This is a genomic window from Plantactinospora sp. CNZ320 (assembly GCF_002846275.1).
Genome location: NZ_PJMP01000001.1, coordinates 7,132,975 through 7,150,819, shown reverse-complemented (window position 1 = coordinate 7,150,819; position 17,845 = coordinate 7,132,975). Strand labels below are relative to the sequence as shown.

At 71.9% G+C, this 17,845-nt stretch carries 19 protein-coding genes; 3 read left to right on the top strand and 16 right to left on the bottom strand.

The genetic code is table 11. From position 1 onward, the window contains the following. Positions 1 to 122: 122 nt before the first annotated feature. The 14 genes from CLT71_RS31985 to rimP form a co-directional block, all read right to left on the bottom strand. Positions 123 to 1,076: an MOSC N-terminal beta barrel domain-containing protein gene (locus CLT71_RS31985; protein ID WP_101370380.1), complete on the bottom strand. Its 954-nt coding sequence runs from the start codon at positions 1,074 to 1,076 to the stop codon at positions 123 to 125. 172 nt (positions 1,077 to 1,248) lie between these two features. Beyond that, positions 1,249 to 2,664, bottom strand: coding sequence for an N-acetylmuramoyl-L-alanine amidase (locus CLT71_RS38345; protein ID WP_486483568.1), 1,416 nt, complete (start codon positions 2,662 to 2,664; stop codon positions 1,249 to 1,251). A 175-nt stretch (positions 2,665 to 2,839) separates the two neighbouring features. After that, on the bottom strand, positions 2,840 to 3,364 hold the full coding sequence (locus tag CLT71_RS31975; RefSeq protein WP_101370379.1) for a hypothetical protein: 525 nt from the start codon (positions 3,362 to 3,364) through the stop codon (positions 2,840 to 2,842). Next, entirely contained in the window at positions 3,361 to 4,989 is a 1,629-nt protein-coding gene (locus CLT71_RS31970; RefSeq protein WP_101370378.1) for an alpha/beta hydrolase, read from the bottom strand. Before CLT71_RS31970 ends, CLT71_RS31975 begins: the two co-directional genes overlap by 4 nt. An 85-nt stretch (positions 4,990 to 5,074) precedes the next feature. Next, positions 5,075 to 5,386 (bottom strand): hypothetical protein, encoded by a 312-nt coding sequence (locus CLT71_RS31965; RefSeq protein ID WP_143743691.1) that lies wholly within the window; start codon positions 5,384 to 5,386, stop codon positions 5,075 to 5,077. Between the two features lie 986 nt (positions 5,387 to 6,372). Continuing rightward, a complete protein-coding gene (locus CLT71_RS31960) occupies positions 6,373 to 6,582 on the bottom strand; it encodes a DUF6186 family protein (RefSeq protein ID WP_101370376.1) in 210 nt (69 codons plus the stop codon). Beyond that, entirely contained in the window at positions 6,579 to 6,986 is a 408-nt protein-coding gene (locus CLT71_RS31955) for a hypothetical protein (protein WP_101370375.1), read from the bottom strand. The genes CLT71_RS31960 and CLT71_RS31955 overlap by 4 nt, the downstream gene beginning before the upstream one ends. 71 nt (positions 6,987 to 7,057) lie before the next feature. After that, a complete protein-coding gene (locus CLT71_RS31950) occupies positions 7,058 to 8,119 on the bottom strand; it encodes a DHH family phosphoesterase (protein ID WP_101371967.1) in 1,062 nt (353 codons plus the stop codon). 20 nt (positions 8,120 to 8,139) lie between these two features. Next, entirely contained in the window at positions 8,140 to 8,640 is a 501-nt protein-coding gene (gene rbfA, locus CLT71_RS31945) for a 30S ribosome-binding factor RbfA (RefSeq protein WP_101370374.1), read from the bottom strand. Between the two features lie 165 nt (positions 8,641 to 8,805). Continuing rightward, positions 8,806 to 9,099 carry a DUF503 domain-containing protein gene (locus CLT71_RS31940; protein ID WP_101370373.1) on the bottom strand — a complete coding sequence of 98 codons (294 nt, stop codon included), beginning with the start codon at positions 9,097 to 9,099 and terminating at the stop codon, positions 8,806 to 8,808. A gap of 112 nt (positions 9,100 to 9,211) precedes the next feature. After that, positions 9,212 to 12,202 carry a translation initiation factor IF-2 gene (infB, locus tag CLT71_RS31935; RefSeq protein WP_101370372.1) on the bottom strand — a complete coding sequence of 997 codons (2,991 nt, stop codon included), beginning with the start codon at positions 12,200 to 12,202 and terminating at the stop codon, positions 9,212 to 9,214. 93 nt (positions 12,203 to 12,295) lie between these two features. Further along, a complete protein-coding gene (locus CLT71_RS31930; RefSeq protein WP_101370371.1) occupies positions 12,296 to 12,640 on the bottom strand; it encodes a YlxR family protein in 345 nt (114 codons plus the stop codon). Positions 12,641 to 12,655: 15 nt separating this feature from the next. After that, positions 12,656 to 13,711 (bottom strand): transcription termination factor NusA, encoded by a 1,056-nt coding sequence (gene nusA, locus CLT71_RS31925; protein WP_101370370.1) that lies wholly within the window; start codon positions 13,709 to 13,711, stop codon positions 12,656 to 12,658. Next, positions 13,708 to 14,400: a ribosome maturation factor RimP gene (rimP, locus tag CLT71_RS31920; protein WP_101370369.1), complete on the bottom strand. Its 693-nt coding sequence runs from the start codon at positions 14,398 to 14,400 to the stop codon at positions 13,708 to 13,710. Before rimP ends, nusA begins: the two co-directional genes overlap by 4 nt. A 186-nt stretch (positions 14,401 to 14,586) precedes the next feature. Here rimP and CLT71_RS31915 point away from each other — a divergent pair, with 186 nt between their 5' ends. The 3 genes from CLT71_RS31915 to CLT71_RS31905 all read left to right on the top strand — a co-directional run bounded on the left by CLT71_RS31915 (position 14,587) and on the right by CLT71_RS31905 (position 16,184). Then, on the top strand, positions 14,587 to 15,099 hold the full coding sequence (locus CLT71_RS31915; protein WP_486483567.1) for a hypothetical protein: 513 nt from the start codon (positions 14,587 to 14,589) through the stop codon (positions 15,097 to 15,099). A 34-nt stretch (positions 15,100 to 15,133) separates the two neighbouring features. Next, positions 15,134 to 15,556 (top strand): ferritin-like domain-containing protein, encoded by a 423-nt coding sequence (locus CLT71_RS31910; RefSeq protein ID WP_101370368.1) that lies wholly within the window; start codon positions 15,134 to 15,136, stop codon positions 15,554 to 15,556. 127 nt (positions 15,557 to 15,683) lie between these two features. Next, positions 15,684 to 16,184: a nitroreductase/quinone reductase family protein gene (locus tag CLT71_RS31905; protein WP_101370367.1), complete on the top strand. Its 501-nt coding sequence runs from the start codon at positions 15,684 to 15,686 to the stop codon at positions 16,182 to 16,184. Positions 16,185 to 16,204: 20 nt separating this feature from the next. Here the strand turns inward: CLT71_RS31905 and CLT71_RS31900 are convergent, their stop codons facing one another. Together CLT71_RS31900 and map are read right to left on the bottom strand one after the other, a co-directional pair. Further along, positions 16,205 to 16,915 (bottom strand): VIT1/CCC1 transporter family protein, encoded by a 711-nt coding sequence (locus CLT71_RS31900; protein ID WP_101370366.1) that lies wholly within the window; start codon positions 16,913 to 16,915, stop codon positions 16,205 to 16,207. A gap of 13 nt (positions 16,916 to 16,928) precedes the next feature. Next, positions 16,929 to 17,786 (bottom strand): type I methionyl aminopeptidase, encoded by an 858-nt coding sequence (gene map / locus CLT71_RS31895; protein ID WP_101370365.1) that lies wholly within the window; start codon positions 17,784 to 17,786, stop codon positions 16,929 to 16,931. Between the last annotated feature and the right edge of the window lie 59 nt (positions 17,787 to 17,845).

Genomic DNA, 17,845 nt, shown 5'->3' with positions numbered 1-17,845 from the left:
GGAGAGACAGTCGTCCGCACGGACACTGTCGAGCTGCCTCGTTAGTGAGACCGGGGCGAGGCGCAGCAATGTCCTGATTGTCGTGCCCCGCCTCTGCACCCAGCTCGACAGTGTGTGGGAGGTTATCCCTCGGCCGACGGCGTCGGTCGCGAACCAAGCGGAACCAGGTCCGCGCCAGAGACCACGCCAGCCGCTGGTGTAGCGGTCTGCTCGATTCGGTCGGGCCGGGGCGGCAGCTGCCACTGGTCGACGGCCACCTCGTCGCCGACCGCGAGCGCGCCCGGCGCCAACACGACGTACTTGACTCCGAACGCGATCGTGCCGGCGATCCGGCGGTAGCCGGCGAGGGTACGCAGCGGCTCCGGGCCGGTCCGCTGCCCGGTGCGCTGCTCGACGATGGTGACCGCGCAGCGGGCGGCGAGCTTGGCGTACGCCAGTGCGACGCCACCCACCGAGACCCGCCGGACCAGGTCCTCGGTGTGCGGGACGTCCCAGCCGTCGACCACGATGTTCGGCCGGAACCTGCTCATCGGCACCGGTGTGGCGCCTCGGCCGAGCAGCCGTTCGTTGAGCAGGTCCAACGTGGACTGGGACAGCAGGTGCACGGCGCAACTGTCGGCGTACCCGGAGGTACCCGGAATCTCGCCGTCGCTGACCCGGTCGTGCTCGGGCGGTACCCGGACCAGCCGGCTCGGCGCGCCGAGCACCTCCGACAGCCAGCCTGCGGCCGCCTCACCCTGGTCGATGCCCTGGAAGCGGGCGCCGAAGAGCACCACGTCGCGGCGGGCCGAGTCGAGGTCCACCGCCAGATCCACCGGATCGGTGCCGGGTGCACGCAGCGTCAGCCGGGTACCGTCGGCGGTGATTGTCGGGCGGATCAGCGCCAGCCGGGGGTCCCGGCGCTGGCTGCGGAAGACGCCCCCCGGGCCGACGACCATGAAGCTGCGGTCGTGGGCGAGGCCGGCCGGGGTGACCTGGCTGCGGGCCACCGACGTCCCGGCGCAACCCTTGATCGGGTACGTGATCAGTTCTCGGACGACGCCGTGCGGGGCGCGGGACGTGACAGGGTCGGACATCGACGGCTCCTCCTCGCGGAGGCGCCCTTGTCCCGATGGGATGTGGGGGCCGAGCGTGGCGGACACCGGTCCGTCGCAGCGCCTCTCGACCCAACCTCGACAGTCTGCGCAGCGTCACCGCCCGCCGTCAAGGCCCCGCCCGGCCCACGGCCGGACGGGGCGCGCGCGACGTTCAGCAGCGGGGTACGCCGGAGATGAACCCGCTGTGCCCGGTGTTGACGAACGTGTCGGAGACCCAGCGACCGGTGCCGATCCGGTTCCAGACGCTGCTCGTACCGTAGTAGCCGGTCACAGTCGTGCCGTTCGTCTGGCAGTAGACGGTGACGGCACTGCCGCTGGCCAGTGAGCCGGCAACGGCGTACCCGGTGCCGGGACCGGAACGGACGTTGAGCGAGCCGCTGGACGTGATCACCGTCCCAGGAGCGGTCCCGGTCACCCCGTTGACCAGTTGCATGTAGTAGGTCCAGTTCCAGTTGACGCCCGGGTCGGTGTGCGTGGCGCCCGGCACCTCGGAGTGCGCGATGATGTGCGAGCGGTCCCTCGGGATGCCGTACTTGCTGGTCAGGTTGCGGGTCAACGCCGCCGACGCCCGGTACATGCTGTCGGTGAACCAGCTCGGGTTGTCGACGTACCCCTCGTGCTCGATGCCGATCGACTGGGTGTTGTAGGTCCAGTTGCCAGCGTGCCAGCCGATGTCCTTCTCCCGGACTGACTGGGTGACCGCGCCGTCCGAGGACCGGAACGTGTAGTGGGCGCTGACCTTCGAGGCCGGGTTCTGGTACCAGCTGATCGAGCCGGCGTAGGAGCCCTGGGTCATGTGGATGACGACGTAGTTGATCCGGTACTGGGTGGGCCGGTTGGCCACCGTGTAGTTGCCGGAGTACGCCGGCACCCAGGCGGCCGGCCCGTAGTCGGTGCTCATCGTGCCGACGTCACCGTTGGCCGGGTCGGTCGAGCCGAGCGCCGGTACCCGGGCCAGCGGGCCGCGTCGCGGTGCCACCGAACGGCCGGCGACGGCGACCCCGGCGGATGAGCTGAGGCCGGTGGCGAGCAGGTCGTAGACGGTGTCGCCGTAGAGCCGGGCGACACGCGGGTCGGTGGCACCGCCGTACCGGACCACCGGGGCGTACCAGGAGGCGAGGTCGGCGCGTTGGGTCGCGGTCAGGCCGGCGTCGTCGGCGTACGACCGCAGCACCGCCGCCGCGCCTGCGACGTTGGCGGCGGAGTCGGTACGCAGTACGGCACCGTCGATCCCGGTGAGCCGGGCTGCCTCGTCCAGGGTGCGTACCGTCGGATTGCTGGTCAGGTGCATGACGCCGTAACCGCCGGAGGCGCTCGGCGCTCCGGCGTGCCCGTCGAGGCGGGTCTCGGACTGGCCGAGGGCGACGAGCAGGTCCCGGGGGACGTCGTAGCGGGCCGATGCGGCGGCGAAGGCGGCGGCGAGCGGGCTGGGCTGCGGGATGGCGCTTGTCGTGGGGGCGGTGTCGGGGGCGGCGTGTGCGGGCTGGCCGGTCAGACCGACGGCAATGCCGAGGCTGGCGGCACCGAGTAGGCGGACGAGGCGGTCTCGACGGGTCCGAGCAGTCACGGTCACTCCTTTCCAGAGCGCGCGAGATGTCCCGGGGCGGGGATTGGTGGCCGTACGGTAACCGCCAAAGGTCATCTATGTCGAGACCTTGCAAGTTAACAGCGCCGAGTGAAGGAAACTTTTACCGTGAGCCCAGACCGGTGCACGGCACCGGGTTGCGCCGGTCGCTACCTGGTCACTGCGGGTCGGGCGTGCCGTGTTCCCAGACGCACGGCGAACTGCCGGTCAGGTAGATGTCGATCGAACCCGCGCCCCTGTTGTAGACGGTGATGCTGACCCGGTAGCCCTCCGCCCGCTCCTCGACGGTCAGCTTCGGATCGCTGTGGTCCCGCAGGTCGTTGACGATCCGGTAGTCACGCTGCTGCCAGTAGTCGGCCAGCTTCGGCATCGCCTGGTCGGTGGGCCAGTCAGCCGGAAACTTCACCTCGTACTGCTGCTCGACGAAGATCCGGCCGGCCGGCCCGCCGTCGGTGGGGTCGTCGCACGGCAGGGTGCCGCTGGGGCCGAACGGCTTCAGCTCGGCACCGGGCGGAAGTTGCGCGTACGTCTCCCGCAGCAACTCCTCCACCCGCTGGGCGGCCTGTACGGCGGTGACGGTGGGCTGCAATTCCTCGTCCTCTCCACATGCTCCGGTCATCAGGCCGGCGACCAGTACCACCGCCGCGAGCGCCAGGTTGCGACGCCGGCGCAGGCCCGTCATCTGACCTTCTCCGTCTGCCCGGTCGCGATGTACGCGATGTTACGCCGGGCCTCGTTGCCGTCGTCCCAGTACGCCGAGTGGGTGCCGCCCTCGTCGTCCGGGTTGCCGGGGCTGCTGCGGAACACCTGGCCGCCGAAGTCTTCCCGGGTCGGATCGTTGCCGTGCGCGATGTCCCAGTCCGGTACCCGCCTGATGATGTCGTGCTCGGCCCGACTGGCCCACACCTCGCTCGGGTGCACACCCTTCAGATCCGACGCCGAGTTGGTGTCCACGCCCGGGGAGCCGACGAAGACGACCGCGTCGGCGTTGATCCCGGCCCCGGTGGCGGCGTGCCCGATCACCGTCGAGCCGTAGCTGTGCCCGAGTACGACGTTGCGGGACGGTTCGCCGTCGTGGGTGGCCCGCAGGCCGTTCTGGAACTGGTTGAGTTCCGGGGCGCCCTTCTCGGCGGAGCCGTCGAACGGCGCGTTCCAGGCGATCGAGTCCGGCGCGTCGTAGCCGAGCCAGAGCAGCGAAACCGTCTCCTGACTCGGGTCGGCCTCCTTGGCATCCAGGGCCATCCGGTCGGCCCGGTCCAGGTCACCGCCCACCTTGGACAGCTCGGCACCGGTGCCGGGAACGTAGGTCAGGACGTTGTCGGCGGCGTCCGGGTTGCCGACCGAGACGATCGCCCGGCCGTCGTCCGCGGAGGAGAGCCCGATCAGGTACGCCCGCGGCTTGGCCGGATCCTCCAGCCGGTCGTCGATCTTGTTGAGCCCGCGCAGGTTGCCGTCGATCCGCTCCCGCTCCTCCTTGATCTTCTGAAGCTCGGCGTACGCGGCCCCGGCCGGGTTACCGGCGTCGGGGTAGAGTTCGGCGCCCCGCCCCTGCTCGACCATGGCCCGGATGTGCGCCTCCCGGGCATCCAGGTCGGCCCGGCGCTGGGTGAGCCCGTCCAGTTCGCGGTCGAGCACGATCCGGTTGGCGATGTCCCGGCTCGCCACCGGTACCCCGTCGAGGGAGCCGATCAGCTCCGGATATTCCGACATGACGTACCGGCGCTGCGCCGGGGAGAGCGAGTCCCACCACTTCTTCACATCGACGGGGTTGGTGCCCTTGGCCGGCACGCTGGTCCGGTCCACCTTGGCCGACGGTGTGCCGGAGGCGGTGGCGGTGTTCTCCGCGATCGCCTTCGCGGTCCGGGCGTCCAGCTCGGCAGCCTCCCTGACCAGGGCATCCCGCTGCCAGACCAGGCTGGACATGGACCGCGCGGTCCACTCGTTGGAGTGCGCGGGGTCCACCGTCATCGACCCGTCCGGGTGGATGGTGACGTGCGCGGCCCGGCCCTGCTCGACCAACTCCTCGGCCCGTGCGCGCAGTTCCGCCACGTCGGTACCGTGCTGGGCGAGGGCCTGGGCGATCAGCAGTATCGGCGGGAAGGCGGAGTCGAGTTCCTTGCGCAGCCCGTCGCAGTGCGTACCCGCCGCCTGCGACGCCGCACCGGACTCCCAGACGTCCGGCAGCCGACGCGTCGACAACGCCAACGCGTCCGCCCGCTCGTCGGTCGACCTGCCGAGCCGGTCCCAGCCGGCCGCGGCCTTCCGCCACGCCTCCGGGTCGGCCTTCAGCACCATCTCGAACGTCATCCCCGGCACGGCATCTCCTCGCCGCACCCCGCCGAAGCCGCGCGCCGGTCGGTTCGCTGGTTGAGGACCTCCGTCGAACGCCCGCTCATTCCGCCTGCGGCCCGCCGTGCCGCTGCCCCGCGCGCTGGTCGGAGCCCTGGTAGTTGTTGGCGGCGTCGATCAACGACTGCCCGGCCGTCTCGATCCGGCCGCCGAGGCCGTTGAGGTAGTTTTCCCAGCCGTCCGAGGCCCTGGTCGTCGCGTCGAGCGTGGCCCATCCGTTGACCCCGGGCCCACCCGTCGGCACGAGCTGCCCCTCAACCGCCGTGATGTTGCGTTTGAGTTCGTTACCGTGGCCGACGATCTCGCCGCCCAACGTCCGCAATCCAGGCACGTTCACCCGTACCGGCTGCGTCATCACGCCTCCCCGTCGCACCTAGGGGGCTACCACCCGGCCGTCCGGGCCCCGTTTGGGGAAGCAATATACCAACGTCGAGCCGCTGGTCCGTCGTGCCGACCGTCCACTGCCGACCCGTCGGCACTGCCCCGGGGGAAGATCCACCGCCGCCACGAACGGGGTGGGTCACTGATGTGTACCGACGCCGATTTGCGGATCAGCTCTTGTCGACGGTCCGCGCCAGCGGCGCCCGACATGCGACCGCACCGGCTGTCCGGGACGGATCGGGGCCGTCCGGCAGACCGGTGCGGGCGGAACGTTCCGGCTCGTCGGCCGGCACGGGACGGGCGGCGTACGCGGGGCAGGCGGAGTCGACGGACGATCGGAGACGGTGCGATCGGGAACGGTGCCATCGGAGATGGTCCGATCGGAGACGGCGCCGACGCTTCCGGCCGGCGGCCGGGCTCTGCCCGCTCACGCAGCTTTGCGCTGGGTCACTGGCGGGTGTCCATCGACGTCTGGAGCGCGCGGCGTGCCTGCTCCCGGGAGTCGTCGGTGTTCTCCGGCTTGGGCTTGGTCGGCTTGCTGGCCATGACGTGGCTCCTTCCAGGGCGGGTGGCACCGCAGGGCGCGGTTCCACCGCGACAGGGGGTCCTGCTGATCGGCCGGGACGGCGGGGTCCGGGATCTTCCGGACGAGGCGGCCGGGACGGCGTGACGCCCGGGTCGGTTGACCCTGGGAGGCAGGCGTTCTCGGGGGGTTGCCACACCCGGTCACGGGTGGGACGGGTGCGACCACAACCCTAGGTATCGTTCAGTTCCATTACCCAAGCTATCGTTCAGTTCCATATCCTGCGCAGCATTCCCGTCATTCGGGACACACGAACCGTCAGGTATCAACAGTTACCCAGGCCGGCGCGACCGCACCAGCGTTCGAAGGCTCGGGGATCGGGACTCAGGGCTCGGGGATCGGGACTCAGGGCTCAGGGCTCAGGGCTCGAAGGCTGGTCAGCGGGCGAAGAAGTGCCAGCCCATCCACCACCAGAAGCCGAACAGGGCGATCCGGCCGACCGGCACCGGGCCGACCTCGTAGCGCATCACGTAGGCGCAGACGTCGCCGAAGGTGGGGATCCGGGACCCCTCCCGGCGGGCGGCCCACTCGACCACCACGAAGAGCAGCAGCGCGACGGTGAACCCGGCGATCGCGACGTACCTCATCGACGCACCAACCCCCAGAACGCGGAGAGCCACGCGAAGTAGGCGACCGAGCGGACCAGCGAGTCGTCCAGCAGCGGGTCGGCAATCTTGGAGAAGGTCGGGAAGTCGTCCCGGGAGCCGAGCATGAAGGTGCTGGCCTCGAAGACCCCGAAGACGAGTACGGGCAGCAGCCACCAGGACGCACCGGACCGCAACCGGTGCGGTACGGGTCGCCGGGGCACCCGGTTGGATAGCCCGAGCCAGACCAACGCGCCGCCGGTGCCGATGGCGTAGATGTTCGCCTGCGTGGAGAACGACGGGAACTGCCCGCCGATCAGGGACAGAACGGTGAGGCTCGGAACCGTGACGACCGGTCTGTCCCAAGCCCGGGGCACATACGCAGAGAGCTCCGGCTGCTGTTCCATGAACCGATTGTCCCCGGGTCACCGTCCAGCGGAAAGCGTGACGCCCGCCCCGTTGCCCCCGATCTTGCGGCTCACGCCTGATCTCGTGGCTCGACCGGCGAGTGCCCGCCCTCGGCCGTACCCCGGGCCAGTTCGGCCCGGATCGCGTCGACCACCTCGGGCGCCGAGCCGTAGCCGGTGAACCCGGCCGCGAGCCGGTGCCCGCCACCGCCCAGGGTCACCGCCACCCGGCTCACGTCGGTGGCGCCCTTGCTGCGCATGGAGACCGCCCACTCCCCCTCGGCGACCTGCTTGAGCACGCAGCTCACGTCCGCCTCGGCGGTGCAGCGCACCGAGTCGATAAGCGGCTCCAGAGTGTACGGGCGCTGCCCGTGCCGCTCCAGGTCGTCCAGGGTCGCGTACGTCCAGACCATCCCCAGCCCGCCGGCGGCCAACGGCTCCAACTGGGTACGCCCCAGCACGTCACCGTAGAGCCGGACCGCGCCGAACGGCCGGGTGTCGAAGATCCGCCGGGAGATCTCCCCGGGGCGGATGCCGGTGGCCAGCAGCCGGGCGGCCATCTCGTGTACCGCCGGGGTGGTCATGTCGAACCGGAACGAGCCGGTGTCGGTGGCCAGCGCGATGTAGAGGCACTCGGCGATCCCCGCGTCCAGCGGCACACCGAGCCGGACCAGCAACTGCTCCACCACCACCGAGGTGGCGGCGGCGTCCGGGTCGACCAGGTGGATCCCGCCGAACCTGGTGTTCGAGGCGTGGTGGTCCAGCACGACGGCGGTCTCGGCCCGGTCCAGCCGGTCGGCGAGGTCACCGAGCCGGGAAACCGCGGCGACGTCGAAGCAGATCACCAGGTCCGGGTCCGGGTCGGCGGCGGTCGCCGGGACCAGCAGGTCCTGGCCGGGCATCGCCTGGAGCGGCTCCGGCACCTCCGGGCGCCCGGGGAAGGTGGCCTGGATCTGCCGTACGCCGAGCCGGCGCAGCCCGAGCCCGAAGCCGAGCATGCTGCCCAGCGCGTCCCCGTCGGGGTTGACGTGGCAGATCAGCAGGATCCGCCCGTCGGCGGAGAGCCGGGTGATGGCGGAGACCGCCGCCGCCCACTCCGCGTCGGTCGGCCCTCCGGCGGGCGGCTGGGACACGTCGGTGAGCAGTGCCCCGCTCACCGCCGGTCTCCGCCGTCCCCGGCCGGCGGCCGGTCCTCGTCCTGAGCGTCGTCGTCGGAGTCGAGCTCGTCGTCATCGTCGGAGTCGAGCTTGTACGGCTGCGGCTCACCCGCGTACTCGGCCTGGGCGGCCAGCCGCTGCACCTCCGCGTCGGCGGTACGCGCCGCCGCCAGCAGTTCGTCGATCTGCTTCACCTGATCCTGTACGTCGTCGAGGACGAAGGTCAGGCTCGGCGAGTGACGCAGCCCGAGGGCCTTGCCGACGGTGCTCCGCAGCAGTCCCTTGGCGCTCTCCAGCGCGGCGGCGGTGGCCGCCTGGTCGGAGGCGTCGCCGAGCACCGTGTAGAAGACCGTGGCGTCCCGCAGGTCAGGGGTGATCCGGGCGTCGGTAATGGTGATCATGCCGAGTCGGGGGTCCTTGATCTGGGTGCGCACCACCGATGCCACCAGTTCCCGTACCCGCTCCGCATGCCGACGCACCTTGGCCTGGTCCGTCATCTCCGCACACCTCCACGCCCATCTGCGCTTCCGGGCCGGACCGGCGGCGCTGGGCGCCGCGGCCGGACCGGCCGACCTGGGAAACACTACTCGCGCATCCTGCGGCCTCGCCGCCGCCGTCGCCATTGGCCGTACCGGCTGATTACCCCATGGTGGGCGGCCGATTCAGTCATCCGCTCCGTGCAACCGACGCCGTACGGAGAGCAACTCGACCTCCGGCCGGCCGGCGACCAGACGCTCGCAGGCGTCCAGCACCGTACCGACGTGTTCGGGTTCGGAGGCGACGAGCGCGACCGCGATCTGGGCGCGGCCGTGCAGGTCCAGCGCGCCCACCTCGGCGGCCGAGACCTCGAACTTACGCAGTGCGGCGACGATGGGGCGGACGTAGGACCGCTTTGCCTTCAGGGAGCGCGAGTCTCCGGGCAGCAGCAGGTCGAACAGGGCGGTTCCGGTATACACGGCGGGAAGGGTACGCCATCGCACCCGCGCCGTTCACCGCCTTTCCCGGGCGTCCCCGGACAGGCCGGTGGCCGGAACCCCACAGAGCTCCGGCCACCGGCATCGAACTCGCTCAGGCGCGCGGCTTCTCGCGCATCTCGAACGTCTCGATGATGTCCCCGACCTGGACGTTGTTGAAGTTGCTCAACGTCAGACCGCACTCGAAGCCCTCGCGGACCTCGGTGGCGTCGTCCTTGAACCGCTTGAGCGAGCTGATCGTGACGTTGTCGGCCACGACCGTCCCGTCACGCAGCAGCCGCGCCTTGGCGTTGCGGCGGATGACACCGGACCGGACGATACAACCGGCGATGTTGCCGATCTTGGACGAGCGGAAGACGTCGCGGATTTCCGCGCTGCCCAGCTCGACCTCTTCGTACTCCGGCTTGAGCAGGCCCTTGAGCGCGGCGTCGATCTCCTCGATGGCCTGGTAGATGACGGTGTAGTACCGGATCTCCACGCCCTCGCGGTCGGCGATCTCCCGGACCTTGTTCGAGGCCCGGACGTTGAAGCCGATGATCGTGACCGCCTCGGACGAGGCGCTGGCCAGCATGACGTCGCTCTCCGTGATGGCACCGACGCCCCGGTGGATGATCCGCAGTTGGACCTCCGCCGGAATGTCGAGCTTGAAGAGCGCGTCCTCCAGCGCTTCCACCGAGCCGGAGCCGTCGCCCTTGAGCACCAGGTTGAGCGAGGTCTTCTCGCCCTCCTTGAGCTGCTCCATGATCGTTTCGAGGCTCGGCCGCCGGTGGGAGTTGGCGAAGCTCGCCGCCCGCCGCCGCGCCTGCCGCTGCTCCGCGATCTGCCGGACCGTACGGTCGTCCTCGGCCGCCAGGAAGGTGTCACCCGCTCCCGGCACCGCGGTCAGACCGAGCACCATGACCGGACGCGCGGGACCGGCCTCGGTGACCGGCTTGCCGTTCTCGTCCAGCATGGCCCGGACCCGGCCGTGCGCCCCACCGGCGACGATCGAGTCGCCGGCCCGCAGGGTGCCCTTCTGCACCAGCACCGTGGCCACCGCACCGCGTCCCTTGTCCAGGTGCGCCTCGATCGCCACACCCTGGGCCGGCCCGTCGATCGGAGCGGTCAGCTCCAGCGACGCGTCGGCGGTGAGCAGGACCGCCTCGAGGAGGTCCTCGATGCCGATGCCCGGCTTGGCCGCAACGTTGACGAACATGGTGTCGCCGCCGTACTCCTCGGCGACCAGGCCGTATTCGGTCAACTGCTGCCGGACCTTGTCCGGGTTGGCCTCGGGCTTGTCGATCTTGTTGACCGCCACCACGATCGGCACGTCCGCCGCCTTGGCGTGGTTGAGCGCCTCGATCGTCTGCGGCATGACGCCGTCGTCGGCGGCGACCACCAGCACCACGATGTCGGTGACCTGGGCACCACGGGCACGCATGGCGGTGAACGCCTCGTGACCCGGGGTGTCGATGACGGTCAGCGCCCGGTCCACACCATCGTGCGGCACGTGCACCTGGTAGGCGCCGATGTGCTGGGTGATGCCACCGGCCTCGCCCTCGACCACGTTCGCCTTGCGGATCGCGTCGAGCAGCTTGGTCTTACCGTGGTCGACGTGACCCATCACGGTCACCACCGGCGGGCGGCTGACCAGCCGCTCGGTGGCGACCTCGGCGTCGAGGTCGATGTTGAACTGGGCGAGCAGCTCGCGGTCCTCGTCCTCCGGGCTGACGATCGAGACCTCGAAGCCGAGGTGCTCGCCGAGCAGCAGGAGCGTGTCGTCGGAGACGGACTGGGTCGCGGTGACCATCTCGCCCAGGTTGAACATCTCCTGGACCAGCGAACCGGGGTTCGCGTTGATCTTGTCCGCGAAGTCCGACAGCGACGCACCGCGAGGCAGCCGGATGACCTGGCCCTGGCCGCGCGGGGCGCCCGAGCTCATGGTCGGCGCCGACAGGTTGTCGAACTCCTGTCTGCGCTGCTTCTTCGACTTGCGACCACGGGTCGGCTTGCCGCCCGGACGCCCGAAGGCACCCGCTGCACCGCCGCCACGGCCGCGACCGCCGCCGCCAGGGCGACCGGCACCACCGGCCGGCGCACCGCCACCGGGGCCGCCGCGGTAGCCGCCACCGGCACCGCCGCCACCACCGGGGCCGCCGCGGTAGCCGCCACCGGCACCGCCGCCACCGCCACCGGGACCGCCGCGGAAGCCGCCGCCGCCACCGCCACCGGGGCCGCCGCGGAAGCCGCCACCGCCGCCACCGGGACGACCGGCACCGCCACCGCCACCGCCACCGGGACGGCCGGGGCCACCACCGGGACGACCTGGCCGCTGCGTCGGCATGGACGCCGGGCTCGGCCGGGGCGGCATCGAGGCCGGACTCGGCCTCGGCGGCATGTTGGCCGGGTTGGGCCGCGGTCCACCCGCGGCAGCCGGACGCTGACCGCCCGGAGTGATGCCGAACGGGTTGTTACCGCCGCTGCGCGCCGGCGGACGGCCACCGGGCCGGCCGGGGCCGGGCGTCGGGGCACCGGGCGGCCCGGGACGGGCACCCGACGGGGCACCCGGACGCGGCGGTGCGGCATTCGGACCCGGCTTCGGCCGGTTCGTCGGGCCGCCGTCGGCCGGCGGTTCCCGCCGAACGGTGTCGTTGCGCTGCTGCCGAGCCGCCTGGGCGGCCTTGACGGTCGCCTCCTGCTCGGCCTTGAGGGCTGCCGCACGCGCCTCGGCGGCGGCCAGCTCGATGTCGTGCGCGCTCGCCGGCTTGGCGACCGGAGCCGCCGGCTGCGGCGGACCGGGCACCGGACCCTTCGGCTTCGCCTGCGGCGTCGGCCGACGCGGCGGTCCGGGCTTCGCGGCGATCCTGGGTTCGCCCGGACCCGGCGCCGGAGCCGCCTTGGGGGCCGGCGGTGGCGTCGGGGCGGCGGGTGCCGCCGGTTCCGGGGACGCGACGAAGGCGCCGCGCAGCCGACGGGCCACCGGGGCCTCGACGGTGCTCGACGCTGATTTGACGAACTCGCCCATTTCCTTCAACTTGGCGAGAACGGTCTTGCTTTCGACCCCGAGCTCCTTAGCCAGCTCGTGTACGCGGGCCTTGCCTGCCACTGCACTCCTCACTCCGAGGTCGTGCGGGCAGCACCCGCAGCGACCTCACTCGTGCACTTGAAGCCTGGTCATTTCTGGGACTTCATCGTGTGCTCATGTCGGTCGTCCTACCTTGCTCGGGTTCCGTAGCGTCGATCCCGCCCGGCCGGATGGCCGGTCATGGTCGTCAACGCCCTGGACGTGCTCGGCCAACTCACTCGCGTCAGGTACGCCAGCGATTCGCAGCGCCCGCCCGAAGGCGCGACGCCGCACTGCCAGCGTCAAGCAGGCCGGATCGGGATGCAGATGTGCTCCCCTACCCGGCAGCTTACGGGTCGGATCGGGTCGGAGGCTGTGACCAGTCTCATTGCCGACCGCGACAATCCGCAGCAGCTGGCCGGCCGGCGCTCGTTGCCGACAGCCCACACAGGTGCGCTCCGGCTCCGCGCGTCGTACCACTGGGAAAGTCTACCCCTACCCGGCCGAGATCGCTCCGTCCGCCTCGGCTGCGTGATCAGTACCGCCCTGCCGACCGGCGGACGCCTGGGTCGGCATCTGCTCGGTATCAGGTCGGATGTCGATCCGCCAACCGGTCAACCGGGCCGCAAGTCGGGCATTCTGCCCCTCCCGGCCGATCGCCAGGGACAGTTGGAAGTCCGGCACGGTCACCCGGGCCGTCCGGGTCGCCGCGTCGACCACCTCGACCCGGAGCGCCTTGGCCGGCGAGAGGGCGTTGCCGACGAACTGGGCCGGATCCTCCGACCAGTCGATGATGTCGATCTTCTCGCCGTGCAGCTCGCTCATCACCGCCCGGACCCGCTGACCCATCGGGCCGATGCAGGCGCCCTTGGCGTTCACGCCCGGCACGGTGGAGCGGACCGCGATCTTGGTGCGGTGGCCGGCCTCCCGGGCGATCGCGGCGATCTCCACCGTGCCGTCGGCAATCTCCGGCACCTCCAGGGCGAAGAGCTTCTTCACCAGGCCCGGGTGCGACCGGGAGAGGGTGATCTGCGGACCACGGAAACCCTTGACCACGTGTACGACGACGCAGCGGATCCGCTGGCCGTGCTCGTACAGCTCGCCGGGGACCTGCTCGGCCTGGGGCAGTACCGCCTCGACCTTGCCGAGGTCGACCGAGACGATGCCCTTCTCGCTGCGCGCCTCGTGCGCCTGCACCACCCCCGTGACCAGGTCGCCGTCCCGGCCGGCGTACTCACCGAAGTGCACCTCGTCGGTGGCCTCCCGGAGCCGTTGCAGGATGACCTGCTTGGCTGTCATCGCGGCGATCCGACCGAAGTCGTGCGGGGTGTCGTCGAACTCCCGGATCACCGTGCCCTCGGCGTCCTGCTCCTGGGCGTAGACCAGGGCGGCACCGGTCTTGCGGTCGATCTCGACCCGGGCGTGCGCCTGGGCCCCCTCGGTGTGCCGGTACGCCGTCAGCAACGCGGTCTCGATCGCCGCGAGAATCGTGTCGAACGGGATCTCCCGCTCGCGCTCCAGGGCGCGCAACGCCGCGAGGTCGATGTTCACCTCTCCTCGCCCTCCACATCTTCGTCGTCGCCGTTGTCGACGTCGTCATAGTCATCATCGCCGGCACCGGTCAGATCGTCGTCGGCGATCTCGTCCAGCCGGCTGAACTCCACCTGCACCCGCCCCGGCCCGAGGTCGGGGTACGCCCAGCCGAGCGGTCCGGCGTCGGTCTCCAGCACCACCCGCTCGTCGTCGGCGGCGACCACCCGGGCGGTCAACTGCCGGTCCGCGGGTGCCGGCGGCCGCTGCTCGGCAGCGTCGCCCTGCTCGGGGCGCTCACCCGGGCCACGCACGGTCACCTTCACCAGCCGGCCCACGTTGCGCCGCCAGTGCCGGGGCTGGGTCAGCGGACGGTCCACCCCTGGCGAGCTCACCTCAAGCTGGTATTCACCGGCGACCAGGTCGCCACCGGTCTCCTCCGCCTGGTCGAGTGCCTTGGAGAGGAGGCGGGAGACGTCCGCCACGGCGTCGAGGCTGACCCCGCCGTCGCCGTCCACGATCACCCGGACCACGTACCGCCGGCCGGCCCGGGACACCGAGAGGTCCTCCAGGTCGTAGCCGGCGGTGGTCACCACGGGCTCGATCACGGCACGGAGCCGGAGCCGACGCGCGGACGGGTCCTCGCGGGGACGGTCCGGAGCCCGGTGGCCCGACCTGGGCCGACCGGCGTTCCGGCCACGCTGCGTCATCTCCGCCCCTCTCTGGTGATCGCCGGCTCCGCCCGGCGGCCATACCGGCGCGCCACCGGACGAAGCGTCCGGCGGCTGCGCAGAGCGTAACGCGCTGGCCGCCCGAGAGCCCGATCGGCGCACCGACGACCGGCCGTGGTGACCGTGCCGGCCCCGCCGGCCGCACCGATGGTGTTGACTTGCCGGGTGCGGACCGGCAACACGAACCAGACGATCGGCGCGGCGGGGCGGTCCCGGCGCGAGATGATCCGGGCGGTCGGCCTGGCGGCACTGGTCGGTGCCGCCGGCCCGCTCACCGGCTGCGGCCTCTTCGGCGGCGAACCCGACCCGCCGCCCGAGCCGGACCCGCTGGCCCCGTTGATCAGCGGCGCCCTCGACCTCGCGGCCCGTCACGAGGCCGCGATAGCCGCCTTTCCGGAGCTGTCCGACCGGCTCCGGCCGGTCGCCGAGGCGCACCGGGCGCACGCCGCCGAACTGTCCCGGGTGACCGGCACCGCGCTGCCCACCGCCACCGCCACCGCCCCGCCCCCGGGCGCCGGGGCCGGCGTGCTGTCGGAGACCCTGGGGCAACTGCGGGAGGCCGAGCAGCAGGGCCGGGAGGCCGCCGCCAAGGCCTGCGCCGAGGCGCCCGCCAACCGCGCCGCGCTCGTCGGTTCGATCGCCGCGGCCCGGGCGACCCATCTGGAGGTACTGCGGTGAGCGGGCGCGACGGTGCGTCGGAAGGGGCGGCGTGATGTCCGAGGCACTGGCGGCGGCCCTGGCCGCCGAGCACGCGGCGATCTACGCGTACGGGCTGATCGGGGTACGGCTCTCCGGTGGCGCCGCCGAGCAGGCCCGCTCCGCCGAGGCGGCACACCGGGGCCGGCGGGACGGGTTGGTGCTGCTGCTCACCGAGCGGGGCGGTCCGGTGCCGACTGCCGAGCCGGCGTACGCGCTGCCGTTCGCGGTCACCGACGAGGCGGGCGCGCTGCGGCTGGCGGTCGAGGTCGAGGAGCGGACCGCGGCGGTGTGGCGGGCCGCGCTGCCGGCGACCGAGGGCGCCGAGCGGACCCGGGCGCTGGACGGGCTCACCGACGCGTCGGTCCGGGCCACCCGGTGGCGCCGGGCGGCCGGCGTCAGCCCGGCCACCGTGCCGTTCCCGGGCCGCCAGGCCTGACCGCCGCCGCCAGCCCGGACCCGACCACGCAGGCCCGGCGCGGATCCGCAGGCCCTGATCTGCGGGCCCGGCCCGGATCTGCGGGTGTCGGCGGGCGGCGGCGACGGCCAGCCGGCACACTGTACCGATGTCCGCTCTGGAAAGACCGGTCTCCGCCTTCGGCCGGGCCGTACGCCGGCTCGGTCACGCGCGCTGGTTCGCCGCCTGCACACCGCTGCTGGTCCCGGCCGACCGGCTGGTCGCCAAGCTGACCCGGGGTCGGGTGGTGGCACTCGGGCTGGTGCCGTCACTGCTGATCACCACCACCGGGCGGCGGTCCGGACGGCCACGCAGCAACCCGCTGCTCTACGTGCGGGACGGCGACGCGTTCGTGGTGACCGGCTCGAACTGGGGTCGCCCCGAGCAGCCCGCCTGGGCGCTCAACCTGCTCGCCGACCCGACCGCCACGGTCACCGTCGACGGCACCCGGATACCGGTCCGGGCCAGGCTGGCGCAGGGCGCCGAACGGGAGCGGCTCTGGGCGCTGCTGGTCGCCGAGTGGCCGGCGTACCGGACCTACGTACGCCGGGCCGGGGGCCGCAACATCCGCGTCTTCCGACTCGAACCCGGCCCACACCCCGGGGAGTAGCCCGGCCGGGGAGGCGGCCGTCAGCTCACGCCGACGCCGATCAGCCGGCCGACCAGGTACGTCGCGGCGGTGGCGGCCGCGCCGAGCAGCAGTTGCCGGCCGCCGCTCACCCACCACCTGCGCTTGGTGAACCGGGCGACCACCGCACCGGCGACGAAGAGGCCGAGACCGCCCACCCCGAGCGCCAGCCAGAGGCTGGTGAAGCCGAGCAGATAAGTGATCAACGGCACCACCGCGCCGGCCGAGAAGCAGAGGAACGACGAGAAGGCGGCGGTCCACGGGCTGGGCCGCTCGTCGGCGTCGACGCCCAACTCCTCCTGGACGTGCACCCGGAGCGCCTCCTCCGGGTTGTGCCGGAGCACCTCGGCGACCTGCTCGGCGAGATCCCGGGGCAGCCCTCGCTGCACCCACGCCTCGGCCAGTTCCCGGGCCTCGCCGGCCGGGTTGCGCTCCAGCTCGCGGCGTTCCTTGGCGACCTCGGCGGCCACCTGCTCGTTCTGCGACTGCACGCTCGTGTATTCGCCGAGCCCCATCGAGATCGCCCCGGCGACCAGCCCGGCGAAGCCGGTAAGCACGATGTTGCGCGGCGCGACGCCGCCCCCGCCGACGCCGGCGATCAGCGCGATGTTGGTGACCAGGCCGTCCATCGCGCCGAAGACCGCGGGGCGCAGCCAGCCGCCGGAGACGTCGGCGTGGTGGTGCTCGCTGATCGGGGTGGAGGCGTCCGTCACGGGTGCCCGTCCGTCACGGCAGGGTGAGGATCTCGTGGCCGTCCTCGGTGACCACGATGGTGTGCTCGAACTGCGCCGTCCAGCGCCGGTCCTTGGTCACCACGGTCCAGCCGTCGTCCCACACGTCGTACTCGTGGGTGCCGAGGGTGATCATCGGCTCGATCGTGAACGTCATCCCCGGCTCCATCACGTCAGTCGGCCGGGGGCTGTCGTAGTGCGGCACGTAGAGCCCGCTGTGGAACGCCTCCGCGATGCCGTGCCCGGTGAAGTCCCGGACCACCCCGTACCCGAACCGCTTGGCGTACGACTCGATCACCCGGCCGATCACGTTGATCTGCCGGCCCGGTGCGACCGCCCGGATGCCCCGCATCATCGCCTCGTGGGTCCGCTCGACCAGCAGCCGGACCGGCTCGGCCACCTCGCCGACGCAGAACGTGGCGTCGGTGTCCCCGTGCACCCCGTCGAGGTACGCCGTCACGTCGACGTTGATGATGTCGCCGTCCATCAGCACCGTGGAGTCCGGGATGCCGTGGCAGATCACCTCGTTGAGGCTGGTGCAGCACGACTTGGGGAAGCCCTTGTAGCCGAGGGTGGAGGGATAGGCGCCGTGGTCGATCAGGAACTCGTGCACCACCCGGTCGATCTCGTCGGTGGTGACGCCGGGCTTGCAGTGTTCGCCGGCGAGCTGGGTGGCCTGGGCGGCGAGCCGGCCGGCGACCCGCATCTTCTCGATCGTCTCGGCGGACTGCACGTGTGAACCGCGCCACTCCTTCGGCCGCTTCTTGCCGACGTACTCGGGGCGGACGATGTGGGACGGCACCTGGCGCCACGGAGAGAGCGTGCCGGGGGTCAACGGCGCACGGACGGTCATGACTTCCACCCTAACGTCGCCGCCCTCGGGCGCTCACGCTTCGGTGACCCGGACGACAG

What these genes read in the sequence shown, in the direction of transcription:
- CLT71_RS31985 (WP_101370380.1), bottom strand. Translation starts at nt 1,076, where the DNA reads ATGTCCGACCCTGTCACGTCCCGCGCCCCGCACGGCGTCGTCCGAGAA.
- CLT71_RS31975 (WP_101370379.1), bottom strand. Translation starts at nt 3,364, where the DNA reads ATGACGGGCCTGCGCCGGCGTCGCAACCTGGCGCTCGCGGCGGTGGTA.
- CLT71_RS31970 (WP_101370378.1), bottom strand. Translation starts at nt 4,989, where the DNA reads ATGACGTTCGAGATGGTGCTGAAGGCCGACCCGGAGGCGTGGCGGAAG.
- CLT71_RS31965 (WP_143743691.1), bottom strand. Translation starts at nt 5,386, where the DNA reads ATGACGCAGCCGGTACGGGTGAACGTGCCTGGATTGCGGACGTTGGGC.
- CLT71_RS31960 (WP_101370376.1), bottom strand. Translation starts at nt 6,582, where the DNA reads ATGAGGTACGTCGCGATCGCCGGGTTCACCGTCGCGCTGCTGCTCTTC.
- CLT71_RS31955 (WP_101370375.1), bottom strand. Translation starts at nt 6,986, where the DNA reads ATGGAACAGCAGCCGGAGCTCTCTGCGTATGTGCCCCGGGCTTGGGAC.
- rbfA (WP_101370374.1), bottom strand. Translation starts at nt 8,640, where the DNA reads ATGACGGACCAGGCCAAGGTGCGTCGGCATGCGGAGCGGGTACGGGAA.
- rimP (WP_101370369.1), bottom strand. Translation starts at nt 14,400, where the DNA reads ATGACGCAGCGTGGCCGGAACGCCGGTCGGCCCAGGTCGGGCCACCGG.
- CLT71_RS31910 (WP_101370368.1), top strand. Translation starts at nt 15,134, where the DNA reads ATGTCCGAGGCACTGGCGGCGGCCCTGGCCGCCGAGCACGCGGCGATC.
- CLT71_RS31905 (WP_101370367.1), top strand. Translation starts at nt 15,684, where the DNA reads ATGTCCGCTCTGGAAAGACCGGTCTCCGCCTTCGGCCGGGCCGTACGC.
- map (WP_101370365.1), bottom strand. Translation starts at nt 17,786, where the DNA reads ATGACCGTCCGTGCGCCGTTGACCCCCGGCACGCTCTCTCCGTGGCGC.